Genomic DNA, 17,942 nt, shown 5'->3' on the forward strand with positions numbered 1-17,942 from the left:
GGGTTTTTCCATGTTTTAAAATCAAAAATTTTCCACCTCAGTAAAAGGCATCATGCTTTTCGACAAAAATTCGATACAAAAAAAACTTAATATGAAGTTACATGTTATTTTAGTTGATATAAAAATATGAAAATCACCAATTTTTTAAAAAATATGTGTAAAATATAAGTAAATGTCGAAAATTCTCTTCTGAGGTGAAAGCATGGAAGCCCTTATTATTCTATTATTCTCATTAGCCATCGTTATACTTATGATATCTTTTTTCAAACAAGATAAGATTGCCAAGTTAGAAGAAGATCTAGAGCAAATGACCTTAACCTATATGCAGGATATCTACCAATTAAAGAAGAAAGTGAAGATTCTTGAGGAGGAATTTGTTATTCAGGATGAGCTGATTAATCCTGAATCCAAATTCCAACAAGCTGTTTCTACCAATGAATTGGAGCCTATTCATAAAATTTTAAAAAGCCAGGTTCTTTCTTTATACAGCCAAGGCCTTTCTTTGAATCAAATCGCTAAGCAATCCTCTTTAACAAAAGAACAAACCATCTCTGTCATCGAACAACATAGATTGCGGGGAAACGAAGATGAATAAAGCAACACTGCAGGGTCTTTCCGCCGGTATCATTTTTTCCACCGCAATCTTTGCTGGCTTTTATTATGGCACAGGGGCGAATGCAGGCCACGCTCCGACTACGGAGGAAGCTAAGGAATTGCTCGTAAAAAAAGGATTTATCGTGTCATCTCCGACGGATGAAGGCGAAATAGCAGGCAAGCCATCGAAGAGTGAGGACAAAGAAAAACAGAAAAAACAAGATGTAAGCCCGATTCAGGAAACGAAAGAGAAAGAGGTTTCCAAAAAGGAAGACACAATCGTCCCCTATACTTTAAAAGTGAAATCGAATATGACCGCTACAGAAATTACCCAGATTCTAGCTAAAGAGAAAATCATCGATGATGCTGCTGGCTTTGAAGCTTATATGAATGAACATGATTTCTCTAAAAATGTTCAAATCGGCGTCTTTGTCGTTACAAATAATATGACATACAGACAGTTGGCCCATACTTTAACTCATTAAAAAAAAGAGAGACTTTTTAATTGGACTTTGTCCGAAAAAAAAGTCTCTCTTTTTCCATTTAGGAATGTATTCATTCATTCCTGCCAATATATCTCCCTCTTACCAGAAAGTAGATATTTTCAGCTATATTCGTTGTATGGTCAGCCGTTCTTTCTAAATAACGGGCAATTAAAGAAAGCTGTGTGATCTGCTGAAGGTTTTTTTCATCTGAAAGTCGAAGGAGACTTCGAATCATCTCTCCATAAAAGCGATCGACCTCATCATCCATTTCAATGATTTCTCTTGAAAGAACAACATCTTCCTTCTCAAATGCATCTATCGAAAGTTCAATCATCTTTAATGTAATATCATGCATCTGCTTTAATGGTGTTAAAGGCAGAATAAATGGCTGGTCACCGATTCGGATGGCTGATTTAGCGATATTGACGCCAAAGTCCGCCATCCTCTCAATATCTGAAGCTATTTTTATAGCAGCAATTATTCTCCGCAAATCAATCGCAACCGGCTGTTGCTTAGCAATCAGTAAAATCGCAAAGTCATTAATTTCCTCTTCTAATAAATCAGCTATTGTATCATTATCAATAACTTCAAGGGCCTCTTCAAGATTCTTGTTTTCCAAAGCGGTGAATGATTTTGATATCGCACCTGAAGCTAAATTAGCCAACCTCACTATTTTCTCTTGCAATTCTTTTAATTGAAGCTCAAAATTTTCACGAACAACCATTGTCGCATCTCCCTTTCATTCAGCCAAAACGTCCGGTAATATAATCTTCTGTTCTCTTATCATTCGGGTTCGAAAAGATAGTGTTAGTGTCTGAATACTCGATGACTTCCCCATTTAAGAAGAAGGCCGTTTTATCAGAGATACGAGCTGCCTGCTGCATATTATGAGTAACGATGATTATACTGAAATCTTTTTTTAGCTCTTGGACTAATTCTTCTATTTTCAAAGTGGAAATAGGATCAAGGGCAGAGGTCGGTTCATCCATTAAAATGACATCAGGTTCAATCGCCAGACAACGAGCGATACAAAGGCGCTGTTGCTGTCCACCAGAAAGTCCATACGCATTTTCATGCAGACGGTCTTTCACTTCATCCCAAATGGCTGCCCCTTTTAAACTCTTTTCTACGATTTGGTCTAGAATCTTTTTATTTTTGATACCGTGGATTTTTGGTCCGTATATAACATTTTCATAAATTGATTTAGGGAAGGGATTAGGTTTTTGGAAAACCATACCAACCTGTGTCCTTAAATCTTCTACCTTGTAAGACTGATCTAGAATATTGCGGTTCCTATATTTAATCTGCCCAGTCGTTTTAACATCTGGAACAAGTTCAATCATCCGATTTAACGTTTTGATGTAGGTAGATTTTCCACATCCTGAAGGCCCGATAATGGCGGTCACTTCATTTTGATACATATCTAGGTTAATATTTTTTAAAGCATGGTTTTCACCGTACCATAAATTGAGATCTGACGTTTCATACACCGTTTCCTTTAAGAAAACAGAATCTGCATTTTCATTTTCTATTCCAACTGTTGGAGCCTTTTTGGGTCCCGTTAATGTCATATTCATTCTTTCCTTCCTCCAATCAGTATCTTTTCTGGAACTTGTTACGGATTATGACAGCTATCGAATTCATTAAAATTAACAGGGCAAGTAAAACGATGATACCTGCAGCCGCAACCTGCTGAAATTCTTCCTGTGGTCGGGATGTCCAGTTATAGATTTGCATCGGTAGCACCGTAAAAGTATCCATGACCGATTGTGGTAAAAAGGCGATGAACAACGGGATACCAACCACAACTAATGGAGCCGTTTCCCCAATCGCCCGGGATAAAGCTAGTATTCCACCTGTCAAAATACCAGGTATCGCAGCTGGAAGAACCACTTTTAAAATTGTCTGCCACTTTGTTGCACCCATTCCATAAGAAGCTTCCCTTAAGTCACGCGGTACAGAACGTATGGCTTCCTGAGCTGCAACAATGATGACTGGCAAGACGAGTAGGCTCATCGTCAAACCTGCTGCCAACACGGAGCGATCCAAGGCTAGAGCCCTAACGAAAACCGTTAAACCGAGCAATCCAAATACAATTGACGGAACACCTGCCAGGTTGGATATATTCAGCTTTATAAAAGATGTGATCCAATTCTTTCGTGCATATTCCTCTAAATAAATCGCCGTTCCCACACCGAGAAGAAGGGAAACTGGGGTAACGACGGCCATTAACCATATCGAACCGATAAGAGCTGCCTTTACACCAGCCTCTTCCGGTCTCCTTGAAGCGAAATTCTGGAAGAAATCTAAATTTAAATGACCAATTCCTTGAGTCAATATCCGATAAAATAAGATGGCCAATACCAGAAGGCCAAATAAGGTTGCTAAGAAGAATAATCCTTTACATATCGAGTTAACCGCCAGCCGAGTGGGCATTTTTTTTACAACATGATTTTTGTTTATCAGTTTCATGTTTTAATATTCCTCCCTGAACTTGCGGGAGATGAACTGCGCCAATAAATTCATAATAAGCGTAAAGACGAACAGTGTCATTCCAACCGCATATATGCTGTAGTAAATCGTTGTCCCGTACCCTGCGTCTCCAGTACTCACCTGTACGATATAGGCAGTCATCGTTTGAATAGAATTTGTGACGTCCATACTCATACTTGGAGTCGATCCACCTGCGACACTTACGATCATGGTCTCTCCAATTGCTCTGGATAAAGCCAGGACAATTGAAGCAACGATACCGGACATGGCTGCTGGCAATACCACTTTAATCGTCGTTTCCAGCTTTGTAGCTCCTAGAGCATACGCACCTTCACGAATCGATTTCGGTACTGAGACAAGTGCATCTTCCGATAAAGAGGCAATCATCGGCATGATCATGATTCCTACCACAATCCCAGGACTTATAGCATTGAACATGTCAAGGGAAGGGAATATATCCCGCAATACTGGCGTTACAAAGGTTAAGGCAAAGAAGCCGTAAACGATAGTAGGGATTCCAGCTAAAACTTCTAAAATCGGCTTAATGATTCTCCGTGTTTTCTCTGATGCATATTCACTCAAGAAAATGGCGGTTGCAAGACCTATCGGAACTGCAACTATCGCCGCTATTACCGTTACCTTTAATGTTCCAACAACAAGTGGCATAACCCCAAATGAAGGCGTGGATGCAAAGGGTAACCATTTATGTCCTGTTAAAAACTCCACGATGGACACTTTCTCAAAAAATATAAAAGTTTCGAAAATCAACGTAAGGACTATCCCAATGGTAATTAATACAGAAATTACCGCTGTAAGGAACAACAGCTTAGGAATGAGTTTTTCTATATTCCATCTTTTTTTGCTTTTCTTTTCTAGAATTAATTGCTGTACAGAATAGGTATCTGTTTGTTTCGGTTCCAACATGTATCCTCCATTTCAGACACGCAATATTAAGGGGCTACCCAATCCCTCTATTTATACTAAGAGATTGGGCAGCCTGTTAAACTGATTATTTTTTTAGTTCGTTCAATTTTTCAAGATCCTTCTTGTACTCTTCTTCCGGTAAGCTGACGTAGCCTACTTCTTCAGAAAGCTCTCCAGCATTTTCAATGACGAATTGAGTATAATCAGCCACTTGTTCTTTTTCAGCTACACTTTTATTGGATACATATGTGTACAAAGGACGAGACAGTGGTGCATACTCTCCGCTTTTAATCGTTTCATGTGTAGGCTCAACAGCACCCTTACCATTATCGATGGATACAACTTTTAATTTATCCTTATTTTCTGCATAGTAAGCAAATCCGAAGAAACCAATCGCATTTTTGTCACCTTCTACCCCTTGTACAAGAACGTTATCATCTTCAGAAAGAGTCGCATTTTCAACCATTGGTTTTTCCTCTAAAATAACTTCGTTGAAATAATCATATGTGCCAGAATCAGTTCCCGGAGAGTAAAATTTAATTTCTTCCTTCGGCCATTCCGGACGTATATCAGACCATTTCTTCACTGATCCATTGTCAACCCAAAGCTTTCTTAGTTCGTCAACTGTCATTTTATCGATGAACTCATTATCTTTATTGACAACGATAGAAATACCATCAAACGCAAGCTTCATTTCTGTATACTTAACTCCCTTTTCATCAAGTAACGCACTTTCTTCGTCTTTGACTGGTCGGGACGCATTAGTTAGATCCGTTTCTCCAGCGATGAATTTTTTAAATCCTCCACCTGTTCCCGATGATCCTACAGATACTTTAACATCAGGTTGTGCCGCCATATATTCTTCAGCAACTGCTTCCATGATTGGAAATACAGTCGATGAACCATCCATAATCACTTCGCCCTTGAGTTTATCTGAAGCCGTTTCATTTCCTTTACCGCTGTTTGAAGTATCATTTGATCCACATCCAGCTGCCACTGCTATTACTCCACCCATTACTGCAGTCATTGCCATAAATTTGAAACGTCTCATTTGTAAATCCCCCTAAGAATTTTATATGAATATTTTGTCCTACAAACACATCATACGTTTTGACTGTAAATTCCGTTTAAAGCAATTGTAAACATTAAGTAAATAATTGTTTATATATTGTAAAGGTAGTCAGAAAGTAATATGGTACTAATTAACAACAGTATCTTTTCCATTAATCACTCTCTTATTTTGTGCCCAGTGCCTGTTTACATGAGAGGGAAATTACTCCAACTCCAACTGAAGTGATTATAAGTCTTTTTCATATGTGGAAAGTGCAAAGGTCGAGGCAGAGCAATTTTACTTTATGACAAAAAAACACGCTTTCGGTTTTACCCAAAAACGTGTTTTATGACTTTTTATTCATTTTCCTGACTATTTCTTATTTCAGCCTGCTCTTTTTGAACGTCTTTACCATTCTCTACCTTCAACTCAGTCGTTTCTTCAGTCTTCCCTTTCTTAGCACGCTCTTTTTTCAGTTTGAAATAAGTATCCATAATCTCTTCGCCAATTTCTTTACTCATATTATGTCCCGAATGGCCCTGGTACGCCCACGGGACAACAACAGCAAAAGCAACTTCAGGGTTTTCAGCAGGTGCATAGCCGACCAACGTGATATTCATCGTATCTTGAGGTTCGCTATAATCCGCTCGGTTCGGACCATCATAGAACGCTTGCGCCGTCCCAGTTTTAGCCGCTACCGTATATGATTTATTCCCAAAGTAAGTATATGCTGTTCCGCCTTGTTCCATCGAAACTTTCTCGAAACCGCTCTGCACACGTTCTATCCATTCTTCCTTCATTTCAAGACGATTAAGGACAGTTGGTGAAACGTCTTCCGCAACAGGACCCAATTCTTCATTATTATCAACAGGATCACGGATTTCCTTAACCATATGCGGCTTCATACGATTTCCACCATTCGCAATGGCTGAAACATACTGCACAAGCTGCATCGGTGTGTACGTATCATACTGTCCGATTGCGAGGTCAAGCAGCTTACCTGGTGACGTTTCCGAACCTTTGAATCCACTCATTTCATTCGGTAGGTCAATCCCCGTACGGACACCCAAGCCAAACTGGGCAAATGAATTACGCATGGTTGAAAATGCGCTTGAACTTATATTTAATGGTTCGTTCGGAACATAATTTGCACCTGCAATATTAATCGCTGTCCTAAACATATAAACGTTCGAGGATACTTTTAAGGCGGTTAAATCATTAATATTCCCGAAGTTACTGTAAGAACCTTTAGGCTTGGTACCTTTGATTTTCAACTTCGTATCATAAAAGTATGTACCCGGTTGGATAGCTCCTTGCTGATAACCTGTTAAAACGGTAGCACCTTTTACTGAGGAGCCCATCGTATAGGAAGTCGTAATATTCCCTAATGCAAAGTCCTCTATGGAAGATTTCCCTGTTTTTGAATCCTTCTCATATTTCTTACCAGCCATCGTTAAAATTTCCCCTGTATTAGGATCCATCATAACGACAAAAGCTCTATCCAAGAACTTAGTGTTGCCCATTCTTTTCTTGGCAATCAATTGCTTTTCAATGATTTCCTCTGTTGCAAGTTGTAAATCCATATCAACTGTCAATATAAGATCTTTTCCTCGCGAACCTTCTGTAATCACTTCGGAATCCACAATGTTCCCTGATTTATCGGTCACATTCCTTACCTTAGCTTTCTGTCCTTGAAGAATATCCTCATATTGCGCCTCAATATAACTCTTACCAACTCGGTCATTCCGACTATAATCACGTGCTAGATAATAGTTCAAACTCTCACTAGGCAATCCTTCTTCAGAGGAAGAGACCTTCCCTAACACAGACTTGAGTGTTTTATTATACGTATAGAAACGATCCCAATCCGTTGATACATCAACCCCAGGAAGCGAATCAAGGTGTTCACTCACCTTTGCAAATTCTTCCTTCGTTACTTTCTTGTTTTTCACAATTTGCGGAGTCAGAGCATATCCGCTTGCGAATTCTCTATAGATAGCAAGGACTTCCATTTCTTCTTTAGGAATCTCCATTTCTTTCTCAGTAATTCGATCAAGCTGAAGCTTATACAAATCACCTTCTTCAAGCTCGCCCTCTTCTACTTGTTTTCTCTCTTTATCCGTAATCTTTTTCTCGGCAAGCTCTGGATTATTTAAAATCCAAAAATCCTTTTTATCACGATCCGTCACTTTATCCGTTTCTTTATCAATCAACTTCGCAAGTTTCTCAGCCGTTTCGACCATTTCTTTTTGTTTCGTACCTTGCTTTCTTGTATATGTAATTGCATCCAGTGGTTGGTTGTCGACCATCAGTTTTAAATTACGGTCATACATTTTCCCACGGGGCACCGAATTATTCACGGTCACTTCCTCTGTTCTTTCAATCTCGCGCCGGTAATCATCACCATACACAATCTGTACAACACCCAAACGCAAAATTAAAGCAGAAAACAAAACAAATACTAAAAAGAAAAGAATATTCAATCTGAAAGGCACATGCGTCTTTTTCTTTTTCTTTTTATTCACACTAAGCCACACATCCTTTTTACATAGTCATAATAGTCCTATACCATTCTATAGAACATTTATATTTTTTTCTACCTTAGTGTTCTAGAAATATTAAACATCTAACGAACTTTACATAAAAAGTGACTTACGGCTCATAATTTCAAAAATCGTAAGTCTTAGATATTGAAAAGAGGCCTCAAAGGGCTCTTTTCAATTTTAGTCATTGATGTCGATTTTCCGCACAAACCAATAAATCATAGTATGCCCCGCCCCGACGATTAGCAGATATATTGGCAGGATCTGTTTTAAATCGAAAAACTTGACTGACAAAATAAATCCTAATATAGAAACGATTCTTCCAAAATGAACGAACAGCTCACGAACTACGATATATTCAATTCTCATTTCTGCGGCATTCCAAGCCCGGCCTATAATATCATAAGTCAATGATATATACGGTACGAGTAGAATTGGGTAGGCGATTGCAACGATTGCCCCATAAATGAGAATCTTTCCAAATGTGATATCAAAAGCAATTAGCAAGATTCCTGCATACAACAGGATTCCCCCAACAAGAATTGCTTTTTTTCGCATCGGCTGTTTTATATATCGAGAAGCAACAAAATAAGCAATAAAAGATATAGCTGAATTTAAGAGCCCATAACTGCCCAAAGCAAGTTCACTATCCGTCTGAATAAAAACAATAATCGAAATGATAAACATGAATGTTCCTTCTCGTATCCCCTGAAAAAAGTGAGCACGAGTTATTAAAAGCCAATTGCGATTATTTTTTCGTTCCTTCATTATCCGTATGAAAAAGTATTTCCCATGAGCCGGACGCCTTTTTAATGAAAAGCTGAGAAACACTGCTATGGAAAACAAAAGTAACGATAATCCGAAAACAATAGAATAACCTGTGAATTTCTCGAGCCTCGAAATAATAAACCCTGAAAGAATGGGACCAATCATCCCTCCAAATGAAGATAAAATCCCTAAAAATCCATTGAAGAAGTCTCTTGTTTCTGGTTCCGTAATCTCAAAAGTCAACACATTATAAGCAAGCCAATAGAACCCATACCCAATCCCTAACAGTGCACCAAGTAGCCAAATGAAATCCGTGGCCCGTGTGCCGACCAAAAGAACTGATAAATAAAATAGGGCCAAAAAGATAACACCCAAACGCAGGACAATGATCCGGTCTACTTTTTTCGCTAATCTGCCAGCGAATACAAAGGTTAGCGGTTGAAAAAGCACCACGGTTAGATTATATACGGCAATATCAACAATTTGACCGGATTGTTTCCACAGATACACATTAACAAATGTATTGGATAAAGCGATACTGAGGCTGTACAGGCCGCCAATCAGCAAGAGGAGATGCAAATCCTTCTTCGCTCCCGCTTCACCCATCCATCTCTCTAAAATACCCATTGTTTTAACTCTCCTTTAAATTCCACTCTAGTGTTTGAAAAAACAAGGGTATTTATGTGGAAAAAAGTAAAGAAAACTCATCGATTGGCTAGCCTGTAAGGCGTAGACAGAGATGTAGTTGCCCTTACACTTGTTACCTTAACCCGTTACTTCCTCGAATTCCCTTCCCCACAACGGGTTAGAGCAGTGTAAAGAAAACTCATCGATTGGCTAGCCTGTAAGGCGTAGACAGAGATAAACAAAAAACGGGAATCCCCGTAAAAGGGATTCCCGTCTTTTTAATTCCTACTAATTATTTAGCTGCGCTGTAACGTTTTGCAACTTCATCCCAGTTAACAACATTCCAGAAAGAATTGATGTATTCAGGACGACGGTTTTGGTAGTTTAGGTAGTAAGCATGCTCCCAAACATCCAATCCAAGAAGTGGAGTTTTACCTTCTGATAATGGGTTGTCTTGGTTCGGTGTGCTTGTTACTTCTAACTCACCGTTGTTTACAGCAAGCCATGCCCAGCCAGATCCAAAACGAGTAGTAGCCGCTTTAGCGAACTCTTCTTTAAAGCTGTCAAAGCTGCCAAATTTAGAAGTGATAGCATCAGCTAATTCACCAGTTGGTTGTCCGCCACCGTTTGGTGAAAGGATTTCCCAGAATAATGAGTGGTTAGCATGTCCACCACCATTGTTACGTACAGCTGTACGAACAGCTTCAGGTACTGCATCAAGATTAGCAACAATTTCTTCAACGCTTTTGCTTAGAAGTTCTTGGTTGCCTTCTAGAGCATTGTTCAAGTTAGTCACATACGTGTTGTGATGTTTAGTGTGGTGAATGTTCATTGTTTCTTTGTCGATGTGTGGTTCTAATGCGTCATATGCATACGGTAATTGTGGAAGTTCGAAAGCCATAATAAAATTCCTCCCTATGTAAGCTGTTTTTTTGAGGGCTCTAGTTCTCTTAAGATACCTAAAGCTCGCTAGCAATAGAGTATCAAATTTTTGAAACGGTTTCAAACCTTATGCCTCATTTTTTCAATTCATTTCTATTTCCTATGAGAATACCACGAATAAAAAATACGCAATCATCAAAAGTTGGATGATACCTTTTGTAATCACACTGCTTATAAATCCGATAACGGAACCAAGGCCGATTTTAGATGCAGTAATAGGGTCTTTTTTATGGACTATGATTTCTGCCAGGAATGCGCCTATAAAAGGCCCGATTAATATCCCGACAAATGGTATCACAAATGGTCCGACAAGAAGCCCGATTGTACTGCCCCAAACCCCCGCTTTGGTCCCTCCATATTTTTTGACCCCGACCATGTTTGCGATATAATCTGCTGCGAATAAGAGAATGACAAATAAAATTTGGACTGTCCAAAAGAACCATCCAAAAGGTTCAAAGGAATAAAATAGCCCATATAACAAAATCCCCCCAAATATAAATAAAACGCTTGGAATAACTGGAAAAATCAATCCGACAAAGCCCACTATGAACATCAGGACTATAATTATCCAAAATATTGTATCCACAATTAAAACGCCCTTTCACATTTCATTTTTAATTTGCCTCTATCTCTTCATAATTACCTGTTTACAGATATGTGAAACCATTGAAGTAGAATACAGGTTGTTTTATTTTTACCATGTAGTTAAAATTGGATAGGTATATTACAATAGATAGGTGCTGAAAACATTGAACATATTCAAACAACTATGGGTAAGCTTGTATTCACCTAAAGATATCGCTTCCTTTCAAAACCAAGGAATTGGAAAAACGATTCTATTTGTATTTTTATTAAGCCTTGTTGCCTTTCTCCCTTCAGCTTTTTACTTCGGTACAATGGTTGCGGATGGGATTGATGCGATGCACGAAACAGTATCTGAAGATTTGCCGGAATTTGAAATTAAAAATGGCACATTAACGTCTGAAAGTAGCGAGCCATTTATCTTGAATAAAAACGGATACCAAATTTTTGTAGACGGTTCAGGGACCTTGACCCCAGAAGATGTGGGCTCTAAAGCCGATGAGGCAATCGCCCTTTTAAAATCTGAGCTGGTTTTCGTTTCTGGTGGTAACGTTCAAACTTCTCCTTATTCCCTTTTAGAAGGAAATAATCAGGACATATCCATTTGGCTTGATTCAGTCGATTCTGTGCTGCCGATTATCCTTTCGCTACTGCTTCTCATATTATACCTGTTTACTGCTTGTGGAACATTCATTAAAGTGACAATTCTAGCCGCTTTTGGTCTTCTTTTCAAAAGCACTCTTGGTCGTTCGCTTGCTTATAGGCATCTATGGAGAATTGGTGCATACAGTATTACACTTTCCACTATTTTCTTTACCATCATGGACATCTTTAAGGCAAATGTTCCATTTGCTTCGCTCCTTAGCTGGTTTGTGACATTAATTATGATGTACTTATCGATTAAAGAAACATCAGCTGTTAAGGAATAATGAATTATATGCTAATGAATTGCAAAAAACCCGCGCCGATAAGGCCCGGGTTTTTACTTTGGAAATATCACTGTTATACAATCACTCAGTTGTTATTTATTAGGTTTATTAACCTTTAATCTTAATAATGGAGGCAAAAAAAGATTGATCTGACGCCAAAGGAAATCCGCTACTTTCTTAACACCAATTCATATAAAAGGGCTTTTACACTACAAAATAAAAAGTCGTACAAGCAAGTACTAATTTTCATTTGAAAAATCTGCCCAATTTTAGGCATAATCTTTAAACCTTCCAAGTATATATGTATTAAAGACAAGCTTGGGAGGATGGAAAAATGAAACGGCTACTGCTTTTTATCTCATTCTGTTTCATTATATTTATTATTTATTTTGATTTAACAACAGGTACACTGCCGGATTCCCATCCATCAACCACTTCAGTCGAGCCATCTGTTCCTGCAAGTAAGCCTGTATCTGTCCCTTCAGTGGCTTACAATGAAATCACCATCAAACCTGGTGATACATTACTCTCCATCGTTGAAAAGGAAATCGGCGCATCAAACCAGCCGATTGAGACAATTATATCTGACTTTCAAGGACTGAACGAAGGGTTGAAGCCCGAACAAATGCAAATTGGCAAAACATATAAAATTCCTGTTTATAAATAACTATCAAAGGGTCCACGGTTTCAAAAAGCGCCTTAGACTTGTCGTAAAGCATCCAAATACACCAAAAACGGAATACTTTCTTGATACAAAAAAAGATAATACATCCTATTCCTTGTAAAGCGGTATGTACATTGATACAATATTTTAGAGAAATAAATTAAAAATCAAAACTGATTTTTTCCTAAAGGAGAGAATTCCACTTGAGTGAAATCATACATCGCACTAAGACGCGGCCAATTAAAGTCGGAAACTTAACAATTGGCGGCAATAATGAAGTTATTGTACAAAGCATGACTACAACAAAAACACATGATGTTGAAGCAACAGTTGCAGAAATTCTTCGTCTTGAAGAAGCTGGTTGCCAAATCGTACGTGTGGCCTGCCCAGATGAAAGAGCAGCTGATGCCATTCCTGAAATAAAAAAACGGATAAACATCCCACTTGTAGTTGATATTCATTTTGATTATAAGCTGGCTCTTAAAGCAATAGAAGGCGGAGCAGATAAAATCAGGATTAATCCTGGTAACATCGGACGACGTGAAAAAGTTGAAGCAGTTGTTAAAGCGGCGAAAGCAAAAGGAATTCCGATTCGTATTGGAGTCAATGCTGGTTCTCTCGAGAAGAAGATCCTCGATAAATATGGATACCCAACTGCCGATGGCATGGTTGAAAGTGCCTTACACCATATCAAGATCCTGGAAGATCACGATTTCCATGACATTATCGTTTCCATGAAGGCTTCTGATGTAAATTTAGCCATAGAAGCATATGAAAAAGCTTCAAAAGCATTCGATTATCCTCTACACCTGGGGATTACGGAATCAGGTACACTGTTCTCCGGAACTGTAAAAAGTGCTGCCGGACTAGGTGCCATCCTAAGCCAAGGTATCGGAAGCACGATGCGTGTTTCCTTAAGTGCTGATCCTGTCGAAGAGGTGAAAGTGGCAAGGGAGCTTCTAAAAGTATTTGGACTTGCTTCTAACATGGCTACTTTAATTTCTTGTCCTACATGTGGACGTATCGAAATTGATTTAATCTCAATCGCTAATGAGGTTGAAGAGTACATCCAGACGATTAAAGCACCAATTAAGGTATCTGTTCTAGGTTGTGCGGTAAACGGCCCTGGTGAAGCTCGTGAGGCGGATATCGGCATTGCTGGAGCACGTGGTGAAGGTTTACTGTTTAGAAAAGGACAAATCGTACGTAAAGTGCCTGAAGAAACGATGGTCGAGGAACTGAAAAAGGAAATTGACAAAATCGCTGAAGAGTACTATGAAAAACAAAGAGCAGAAGCTGCTGCTGCTGCAGCCTTAACTAAATAAAAAAAGTCCCGAATTTTATTTTCGGGACTTTTTTTTTTTTAATTCACTAATTGCACTAAATTCAAATAAATATAACTCACCATTAGTCGATAAGCCATTAGAAAAGTGTTAAGCATAAAATTTGTACTGATTACAAACAAAAAAAGCGCCTTCAATGTCATGAAAACGACATCGAAGGCAAGCATATGCTCCTTTAAAAGAACGGCAGAATAAATATGCCGACAATGATGGAGACTGCACCAATAACTATGGCCCATGTACCCATTTTTGATCCTCGAACGCGAGCAAAAATACCGACAATTATCCCTAAAGCCCCTAAGATGAAGGGCATCATAAATAACGATATTATGGAGATGATTAAGGATATAACTCCAACAACGTTTCCTCTTGAAGTTATACCTTCAGAATCAACCGACTCGTCATTATATCCTCTGCTTCGCTGAGGTGGTGTTGATATTTCGGCAGAAGTTTCTTCACGATAGCGGTTATCCGTCTTTACATTAGACTCCCGATTTTCATATCGCCTGTCATCTGCAGCTGTATCTTCATTATAATAACGCTCATGATGCTGATCATCTACAACTGCTGGTACACTTTCCTCTTTAGATCGCATCTCATCGTCAATACTGGAGTATTCATCTTTTTCCATTCGTGCATCCCTCACTTTCATTTGTAGGAGCATTTATAGTGTATGTACAATCTAAAGAAACTACCGTGAAAAAGGTTTCATGTCTTGGAAATAAATATGGTTTTTTTCCATTGCTAAGTTGGTATATGGTACACTATTACAAGTATTGAAAATGAGGAGAGATTCATCATGAAAAAACGTTTTGGCATTGATATAGATGGGACTGTTACAAGACCTGATACCATGGTCCCCTATTTAAATAAAGCTTTTCAACTGAATTTAGCTTATGAAGATATTACTGAGTATGACTTATTCCCTTTTGTAAATGTACCAAAAGAAGACTTCACCAAATGGTTCATAGAAACCGAGCCACTCATTTATTCCGAGTCTATATTGGCTGAGGGAGCAAAAGATATATTGGAAAAGTGGACAGACCAAGCTGACTTATATTTTATCAGTGCCAGAAGCAACCGCCTGCTAGATGTAACAAAGAATTGGTTTTCAACGAATAAGGTCATTTATAACCACCTAGAGTTGGTTGGTTCACACGATAAAGTTGCTACAGCCAAAAAATTTGCCGTCGATCTCTTTTTGGAAGACAAGCATGATAATGCGGTGGCCATTTCTGAAGAGTGCAAAATACCCGTAATTTTATTTAATACCCCTTATAACCAAGATCCTGTGCCCGATAGAGTGATACGAGTCAACAATTGGCAAGAAGCCTCTCACTGGGTGAATAATTGGATGGCAGAAAAGCCCCTTACTATAAAATAAAAAGAAAAACCATTGACTGAAGTCAATGGTTTTTTACGCTTCTACAGAAACACTACATGCAGGACAGCGTCCGTAAATTTCAAATTTATGTCCCGAAACATCATAGTCCTTCAAACTTTCCTGAAGTTCCTGCATCGGGCATAATTCGATTTCCTTCGTTTTACCGCAATTCAAACAGATGAAGTGGTGATGGTGTGAAGAATGTCCGCATGTAAAGCGAAAATGCTTTTCTCCTTCCAACTCGGTTGTCTCAAAGATTCCGAGTTCGACAAACAAGGAAAGATTACGGTAAATCGTATCGAAGCTTAAGCCTGGATATTCCTGTTTCATATTCTCCAACACATCTTTAGCGGTTAAATATTTATCACTGGAAGAAAAAAGCTGAAGCATTTCTTCTCTCTTTCCTGTATGTTTAAAGCCTTTATCTTTTAGTAATTGCATGGCAGTTGTTACGTTCAAAACATCACCCCATCTATCGATTTTTCCACTTATCAAACAAAATTGACAAGATGAGAATTAGCACTGCGATAATAACAATTGTCCCACCTGGAGCGAGATTAAGGTTGTATGATAAAAATAATCCGCCGACAACGGAAATTTCACCGAATAATACGGAATAAACAATCATCTGCTTAAAACCCTTCGCAAAGCGGAGGCTAGCTGCAACTGGTAGCGTCATGAGCGATGAGACTAGCAATATTCCAATAATTTTCATCGAAGCAGCAATGACCAATGCTACCATGACAATAAATATAAAGTGAATCGCTTTATAAGGTATTCCAGAAGCTTTAGCATGCTCTTCATCAAATGATAACAGAAATAGTTCTTTATACAATAGGGTAAGCATCAAGGAAACTACTATTCCCACTGCCAAAATGACATACAAATCTGAACGGCTGACTGCACTGACACTTCCGAATAAATAACCATATAAATCCGTATTGAAACCATCCGCAATTGAAATAAAAATTACACTCAGACCCATGCCACCGGACATAATGATTGGGATTGCAAGTTCTTGGTAATGCTTGTACACCCCTCTTAATTTTTCAATAAATAAAGAACCCCCTACCGAAAAAGCCATCCCTATATATAGCGGATTCAATCCAGCAAGTGATAGAAAGCTCTTTTGAAGCAATAAACTAAATGCTATTCCAGCAAGCGCTACATGACTAAGTGCATCGGAAATCATCGACATCCTTCTTACCACGACAAAAACGCCTACTAATGGCGCAAGCGCTCCGATGATGATTCCAGTCAAAAAAGCGTTCTGCAAAAATTCAAATTGCAATATCCCCGATATCATTGGGCTATCCTCCAAAACATTTTAATGATTATGATTTAACAGTTGGACGCCGTGCCCATAAATTGATGACAGTTCTCCCTCATCCAAATCATTATATTCACAGGCATCCCCATGAAAATGAAGCTTTTTATTCAAGCAGGCGACATGTGTGACTTTATCGGTCACCGTACCAACATCATGAGTGACTAAAATTAGGGTAATTCCTAATTTTTCATTTAACATTTCCAGCATTTCATAAAATTGGTGGACGTTCTTTGAATCCACTCCGACCGTAGGTTCATCCAGGATCATCAATTCCGGCTCACTGACAAGTGATCGGGCAATGAATACCCTCTGCTGCTGGCCCCCGGATAATTCACCGATATTGCGGCTCTGATAATCGAGCATGTCCACAGATTCCAAAGCTTTCTTTACCTTTTGCTTATCCTCTTTACTTGCAAATTTAAATAAACCGATTTTTTTGGTCAAACCGCTTTGAACCACTTCAAATACAGTTGCAGGGAATCCTGAGTTAAAGGAGTTCGCCTTTTGTGACACAAACCCGACCTTTTGCCAATCTTTAAAGCGTCGTATATCTTCCCCAAATATTTCAATTTTTCCTTTTTGGAGCTTAAATAAACCAAGTAGCAACTTCAAAAGCGTGGACTTACCGGATCCATTTGGTCCGACAATTGCTAAAAAAGCCCCTTTAGGGATTTCAAGCGAAACATGTTCCAACACTAGATCTTTTGTATATTTGTAAGATATATCTTCTAATTTAACAATGGGGTTTACTACATTATCCAAAGAGATCACCTTTTTTTTAAGAATCATTACGATTAACAATGGTTAGTATAAATCAAAGAAGTTCAGATGTAAAGAATCCGGCTCTCTAATCAAGAGCTTTTTCGCCCTGATATACTAAAATTCATTATTTAAATCAATTTCTCGGGAATCAAACAAAGTTTCATGTTCACATACGTCTACCTTCTTCATATGTTTTAAAAAAGGAGGAGATCGTATGAAATTATTTGAAATGATGGTTAATCATAAAATTAACAATATACGACCCGATGAACTACTTTCCCTTGCGAGGCAGCACCAGGTTTCACTAACTCAAAAACAAGCACAAGATATCAGCGCACTTCTAAAAGGTAAAAACATTAACATTTTTGATATACGTCAAAGACAGAACGTTCTTGGTCAAATTACTAATGTTGCCGGAGCCAGCACAGCTAGGGAAATTGAAACCCTCTTCAACAATCTTACTTCCAATTTTTAAATAACTGCTGGCTGTCTGACTTAGTTACCTAGGCATTCGTCCACAT

General features: G+C 38.5%; 20 protein-coding genes. 7 read left to right on the forward strand and 13 right to left on the reverse strand.

Annotation, left to right across the window (positions count from 1 at the left end; all coding sequences use genetic code 11):
• The first annotated feature begins 202 nt into the window (after positions 1-202).
• Together RE409_RS18925 and RE409_RS18930 are read left to right on the forward strand one after the other, a co-directional pair.
• Positions 203-595, forward strand: coding sequence for a hypothetical protein (locus RE409_RS18925; RefSeq protein WP_201223643.1), 393 nt, complete (start codon positions 203-205; stop codon positions 593-595).
• Positions 588-1,079: a hypothetical protein gene (locus RE409_RS18930; RefSeq protein ID WP_201250667.1), complete on the forward strand. Its 492-nt coding sequence runs from the start codon at positions 588-590 to the stop codon at positions 1,077-1,079. The genes RE409_RS18925 and RE409_RS18930 overlap by 8 nt, the downstream gene beginning before the upstream one ends.
• Before the next feature lie 70 nt (positions 1,080-1,149).
• Here the strand turns inward: RE409_RS18930 and phoU are convergent, their stop codons facing one another.
• From phoU to RE409_RS18975, 9 genes are all read right to left on the reverse strand, one after another.
• On the reverse strand, positions 1,150-1,803 hold the full coding sequence (gene phoU / locus RE409_RS18935) for a phosphate signaling complex protein PhoU (RefSeq protein ID WP_053346964.1): 654 nt from the start codon (positions 1,801-1,803) through the stop codon (positions 1,150-1,152).
• Positions 1,804-1,822: 19 nt separating this feature from the next.
• Positions 1,823-2,656, reverse strand: coding sequence for a phosphate ABC transporter ATP-binding protein PstB (pstB, locus tag RE409_RS18940; RefSeq protein ID WP_053346965.1), 834 nt, complete (start codon positions 2,654-2,656; stop codon positions 1,823-1,825).
• 16 nt (positions 2,657-2,672) lie between these two features.
• Complete coding sequence (gene pstA, locus RE409_RS18945) at positions 2,673-3,551, reverse strand: phosphate ABC transporter permease PstA (RefSeq protein WP_201223641.1); 879 nt, start codon at positions 3,549-3,551, stop codon at positions 2,673-2,675.
• A 3-nt stretch (positions 3,552-3,554) separates the two neighbouring features.
• Positions 3,555-4,493: a phosphate ABC transporter permease subunit PstC gene (pstC, locus tag RE409_RS18950; protein ID WP_376181771.1), complete on the reverse strand. Its 939-nt coding sequence runs from the start codon at positions 4,491-4,493 to the stop codon at positions 3,555-3,557.
• An 88-nt stretch (positions 4,494-4,581) separates the two neighbouring features.
• Complete coding sequence (locus RE409_RS18955) at positions 4,582-5,547, reverse strand: PstS family phosphate ABC transporter substrate-binding protein (protein WP_053346968.1); 966 nt, start codon at positions 5,545-5,547, stop codon at positions 4,582-4,584.
• A gap of 356 nt (positions 5,548-5,903) precedes the next feature.
• Positions 5,904-8,072, reverse strand: coding sequence for a peptidoglycan D,D-transpeptidase FtsI family protein (locus RE409_RS18960; RefSeq protein WP_201185825.1), 2,169 nt, complete (start codon positions 8,070-8,072; stop codon positions 5,904-5,906).
• 198 nt (positions 8,073-8,270) lie between these two features.
• Complete coding sequence (locus tag RE409_RS18965) at positions 8,271-9,485, reverse strand: MFS transporter (RefSeq protein ID WP_201185826.1); 1,215 nt, start codon at positions 9,483-9,485, stop codon at positions 8,271-8,273.
• Positions 9,486-9,777: 292 nt separating this feature from the next.
• The gene (gene sodA, locus RE409_RS18970; protein WP_053346971.1) at positions 9,778-10,386 is read right to left on the reverse strand and encodes a superoxide dismutase SodA; all 609 of its coding nucleotides are present in this window, start codon (positions 10,384-10,386) and stop codon (positions 9,778-9,780) included.
• Positions 10,387-10,527: 141 nt separating this feature from the next.
• Complete coding sequence (locus RE409_RS18975) at positions 10,528-11,013, reverse strand: DUF456 domain-containing protein (RefSeq protein ID WP_056528682.1); 486 nt, start codon at positions 11,011-11,013, stop codon at positions 10,528-10,530.
• Positions 11,014-11,176: 163 nt separating this feature from the next.
• Between RE409_RS18975 and RE409_RS18980 the strand changes: the two genes are divergently transcribed.
• The 3 genes from RE409_RS18980 to ispG all read left to right on the forward strand — a co-directional run bounded on the left by RE409_RS18980 (position 11,177) and on the right by ispG (position 13,927).
• Complete coding sequence (locus RE409_RS18980; protein WP_201185827.1) at positions 11,177-11,938, forward strand: DUF1189 domain-containing protein; 762 nt, start codon at positions 11,177-11,179, stop codon at positions 11,936-11,938.
• Positions 11,939-12,272: 334 nt separating this feature from the next.
• Positions 12,273-12,605, forward strand: coding sequence for a LysM peptidoglycan-binding domain-containing protein (locus RE409_RS18985; protein ID WP_201185828.1), 333 nt, complete (start codon positions 12,273-12,275; stop codon positions 12,603-12,605).
• 209 nt (positions 12,606-12,814) lie between these two features.
• The gene (gene ispG, locus RE409_RS18990) at positions 12,815-13,927 is read left to right on the forward strand and encodes a flavodoxin-dependent (E)-4-hydroxy-3-methylbut-2-enyl-diphosphate synthase (RefSeq protein WP_201225126.1); all 1,113 of its coding nucleotides are present in this window, start codon (positions 12,815-12,817) and stop codon (positions 13,925-13,927) included.
• Positions 13,928-14,120: 193 nt separating this feature from the next.
• Here the strand turns inward: ispG and RE409_RS18995 are convergent, their stop codons facing one another.
• A complete protein-coding gene (locus RE409_RS18995; protein ID WP_201185829.1) occupies positions 14,121-14,576 on the reverse strand; it encodes a DUF308 domain-containing protein in 456 nt (151 codons plus the stop codon).
• 168 nt (positions 14,577-14,744) lie between these two features.
• On the opposite strand from RE409_RS18995, the gene RE409_RS19000 reads away from it, so the two are divergent.
• Entirely contained in the window at positions 14,745-15,329 is a 585-nt protein-coding gene (locus RE409_RS19000; RefSeq protein WP_056528677.1) for a 5' nucleotidase, NT5C type, read from the forward strand.
• A 33-nt stretch (positions 15,330-15,362) separates the two neighbouring features.
• Here RE409_RS19000 and RE409_RS19005 read toward each other — a convergent pair whose 3' ends face one another.
• Genes RE409_RS19005 through RE409_RS19015 form a run of 3 tightly spaced genes read right to left on the reverse strand, consistent with a single transcriptional unit; the run spans position 15,363 to position 17,421 of the window.
• Complete coding sequence (locus tag RE409_RS19005; protein ID WP_056528676.1) at positions 15,363-15,788, reverse strand: Fur family transcriptional regulator; 426 nt, start codon at positions 15,786-15,788, stop codon at positions 15,363-15,365.
• 13 nt (positions 15,789-15,801) lie between these two features.
• Positions 15,802-16,635, reverse strand: coding sequence for a metal ABC transporter permease (locus RE409_RS19010; RefSeq protein WP_053346978.1), 834 nt, complete (start codon positions 16,633-16,635; stop codon positions 15,802-15,804).
• A 21-nt stretch (positions 16,636-16,656) separates the two neighbouring features.
• On the reverse strand, positions 16,657-17,421 hold the full coding sequence (locus RE409_RS19015; protein ID WP_116820721.1) for a metal ABC transporter ATP-binding protein: 765 nt from the start codon (positions 17,419-17,421) through the stop codon (positions 16,657-16,659).
• Positions 17,422-17,635: 214 nt separating this feature from the next.
• Here RE409_RS19015 and RE409_RS19020 point away from each other — a divergent pair, with 214 nt between their 5' ends.
• A complete protein-coding gene (locus RE409_RS19020) occupies positions 17,636-17,896 on the forward strand; it encodes a DUF2624 family protein (RefSeq protein ID WP_053346980.1) in 261 nt (86 codons plus the stop codon).
• The last annotated feature ends 46 nt before the right edge of the window (positions 17,897-17,942 follow it).

The sequence above is a fragment of the Peribacillus sp. R9-11 genome (assembly GCF_031345095.1).
Lineage (GTDB): Bacteria > Bacillota > Bacilli > Bacillales > DSM-1321 > Peribacillus > Peribacillus butanolivorans.

Coding starts and splice junctions, on each gene's coding strand:
- RE409_RS18930 (WP_201250667.1), top strand. CDS start 588: ATGAATAAAGCAACACTGCAGGGTCTTTCCGCCGGTATCATTTTTTCC.
- RE409_RS19010 (WP_053346978.1), bottom strand. CDS start 16,635: ATGATATCGGGGATATTGCAATTTGAATTTTTGCAGAACGCTTTTTTG.
- RE409_RS18955 (WP_053346968.1), bottom strand. CDS start 5,547: ATGAGACGTTTCAAATTTATGGCAATGACTGCAGTAATGGGTGGAGTA.
- RE409_RS18995 (WP_201185829.1), bottom strand. CDS start 14,576: ATGGAAAAAGATGAATACTCCAGTATTGACGATGAGATGCGATCTAAA.
- RE409_RS19000 (WP_056528677.1), top strand. CDS start 14,745: ATGAAAAAACGTTTTGGCATTGATATAGATGGGACTGTTACAAGACCT.
- RE409_RS18985 (WP_201185828.1), top strand. CDS start 12,273: ATGAAACGGCTACTGCTTTTTATCTCATTCTGTTTCATTATATTTATT.
- RE409_RS18925 (WP_201223643.1), top strand. CDS start 203: ATGGAAGCCCTTATTATTCTATTATTCTCATTAGCCATCGTTATACTT.
- RE409_RS18965 (WP_201185826.1), bottom strand. CDS start 9,485: ATGGGTATTTTAGAGAGATGGATGGGTGAAGCGGGAGCGAAGAAGGAT.
- phoU (WP_053346964.1), bottom strand. CDS start 1,803: ATGGTTGTTCGTGAAAATTTTGAGCTTCAATTAAAAGAATTGCAAGAG.
- sodA (WP_053346971.1), bottom strand. CDS start 10,386: ATGGCTTTCGAACTTCCACAATTACCGTATGCATATGACGCATTAGAA.
- pstA (WP_201223641.1), bottom strand. CDS start 3,551: ATGAAACTGATAAACAAAAATCATGTTGTAAAAAAAATGCCCACTCGG.
- RE409_RS19020 (WP_053346980.1), top strand. CDS start 17,636: ATGAAATTATTTGAAATGATGGTTAATCATAAAATTAACAATATACGA.
- pstB (WP_053346965.1), bottom strand. CDS start 2,656: ATGAATATGACATTAACGGGACCCAAAAAGGCTCCAACAGTTGGAATA.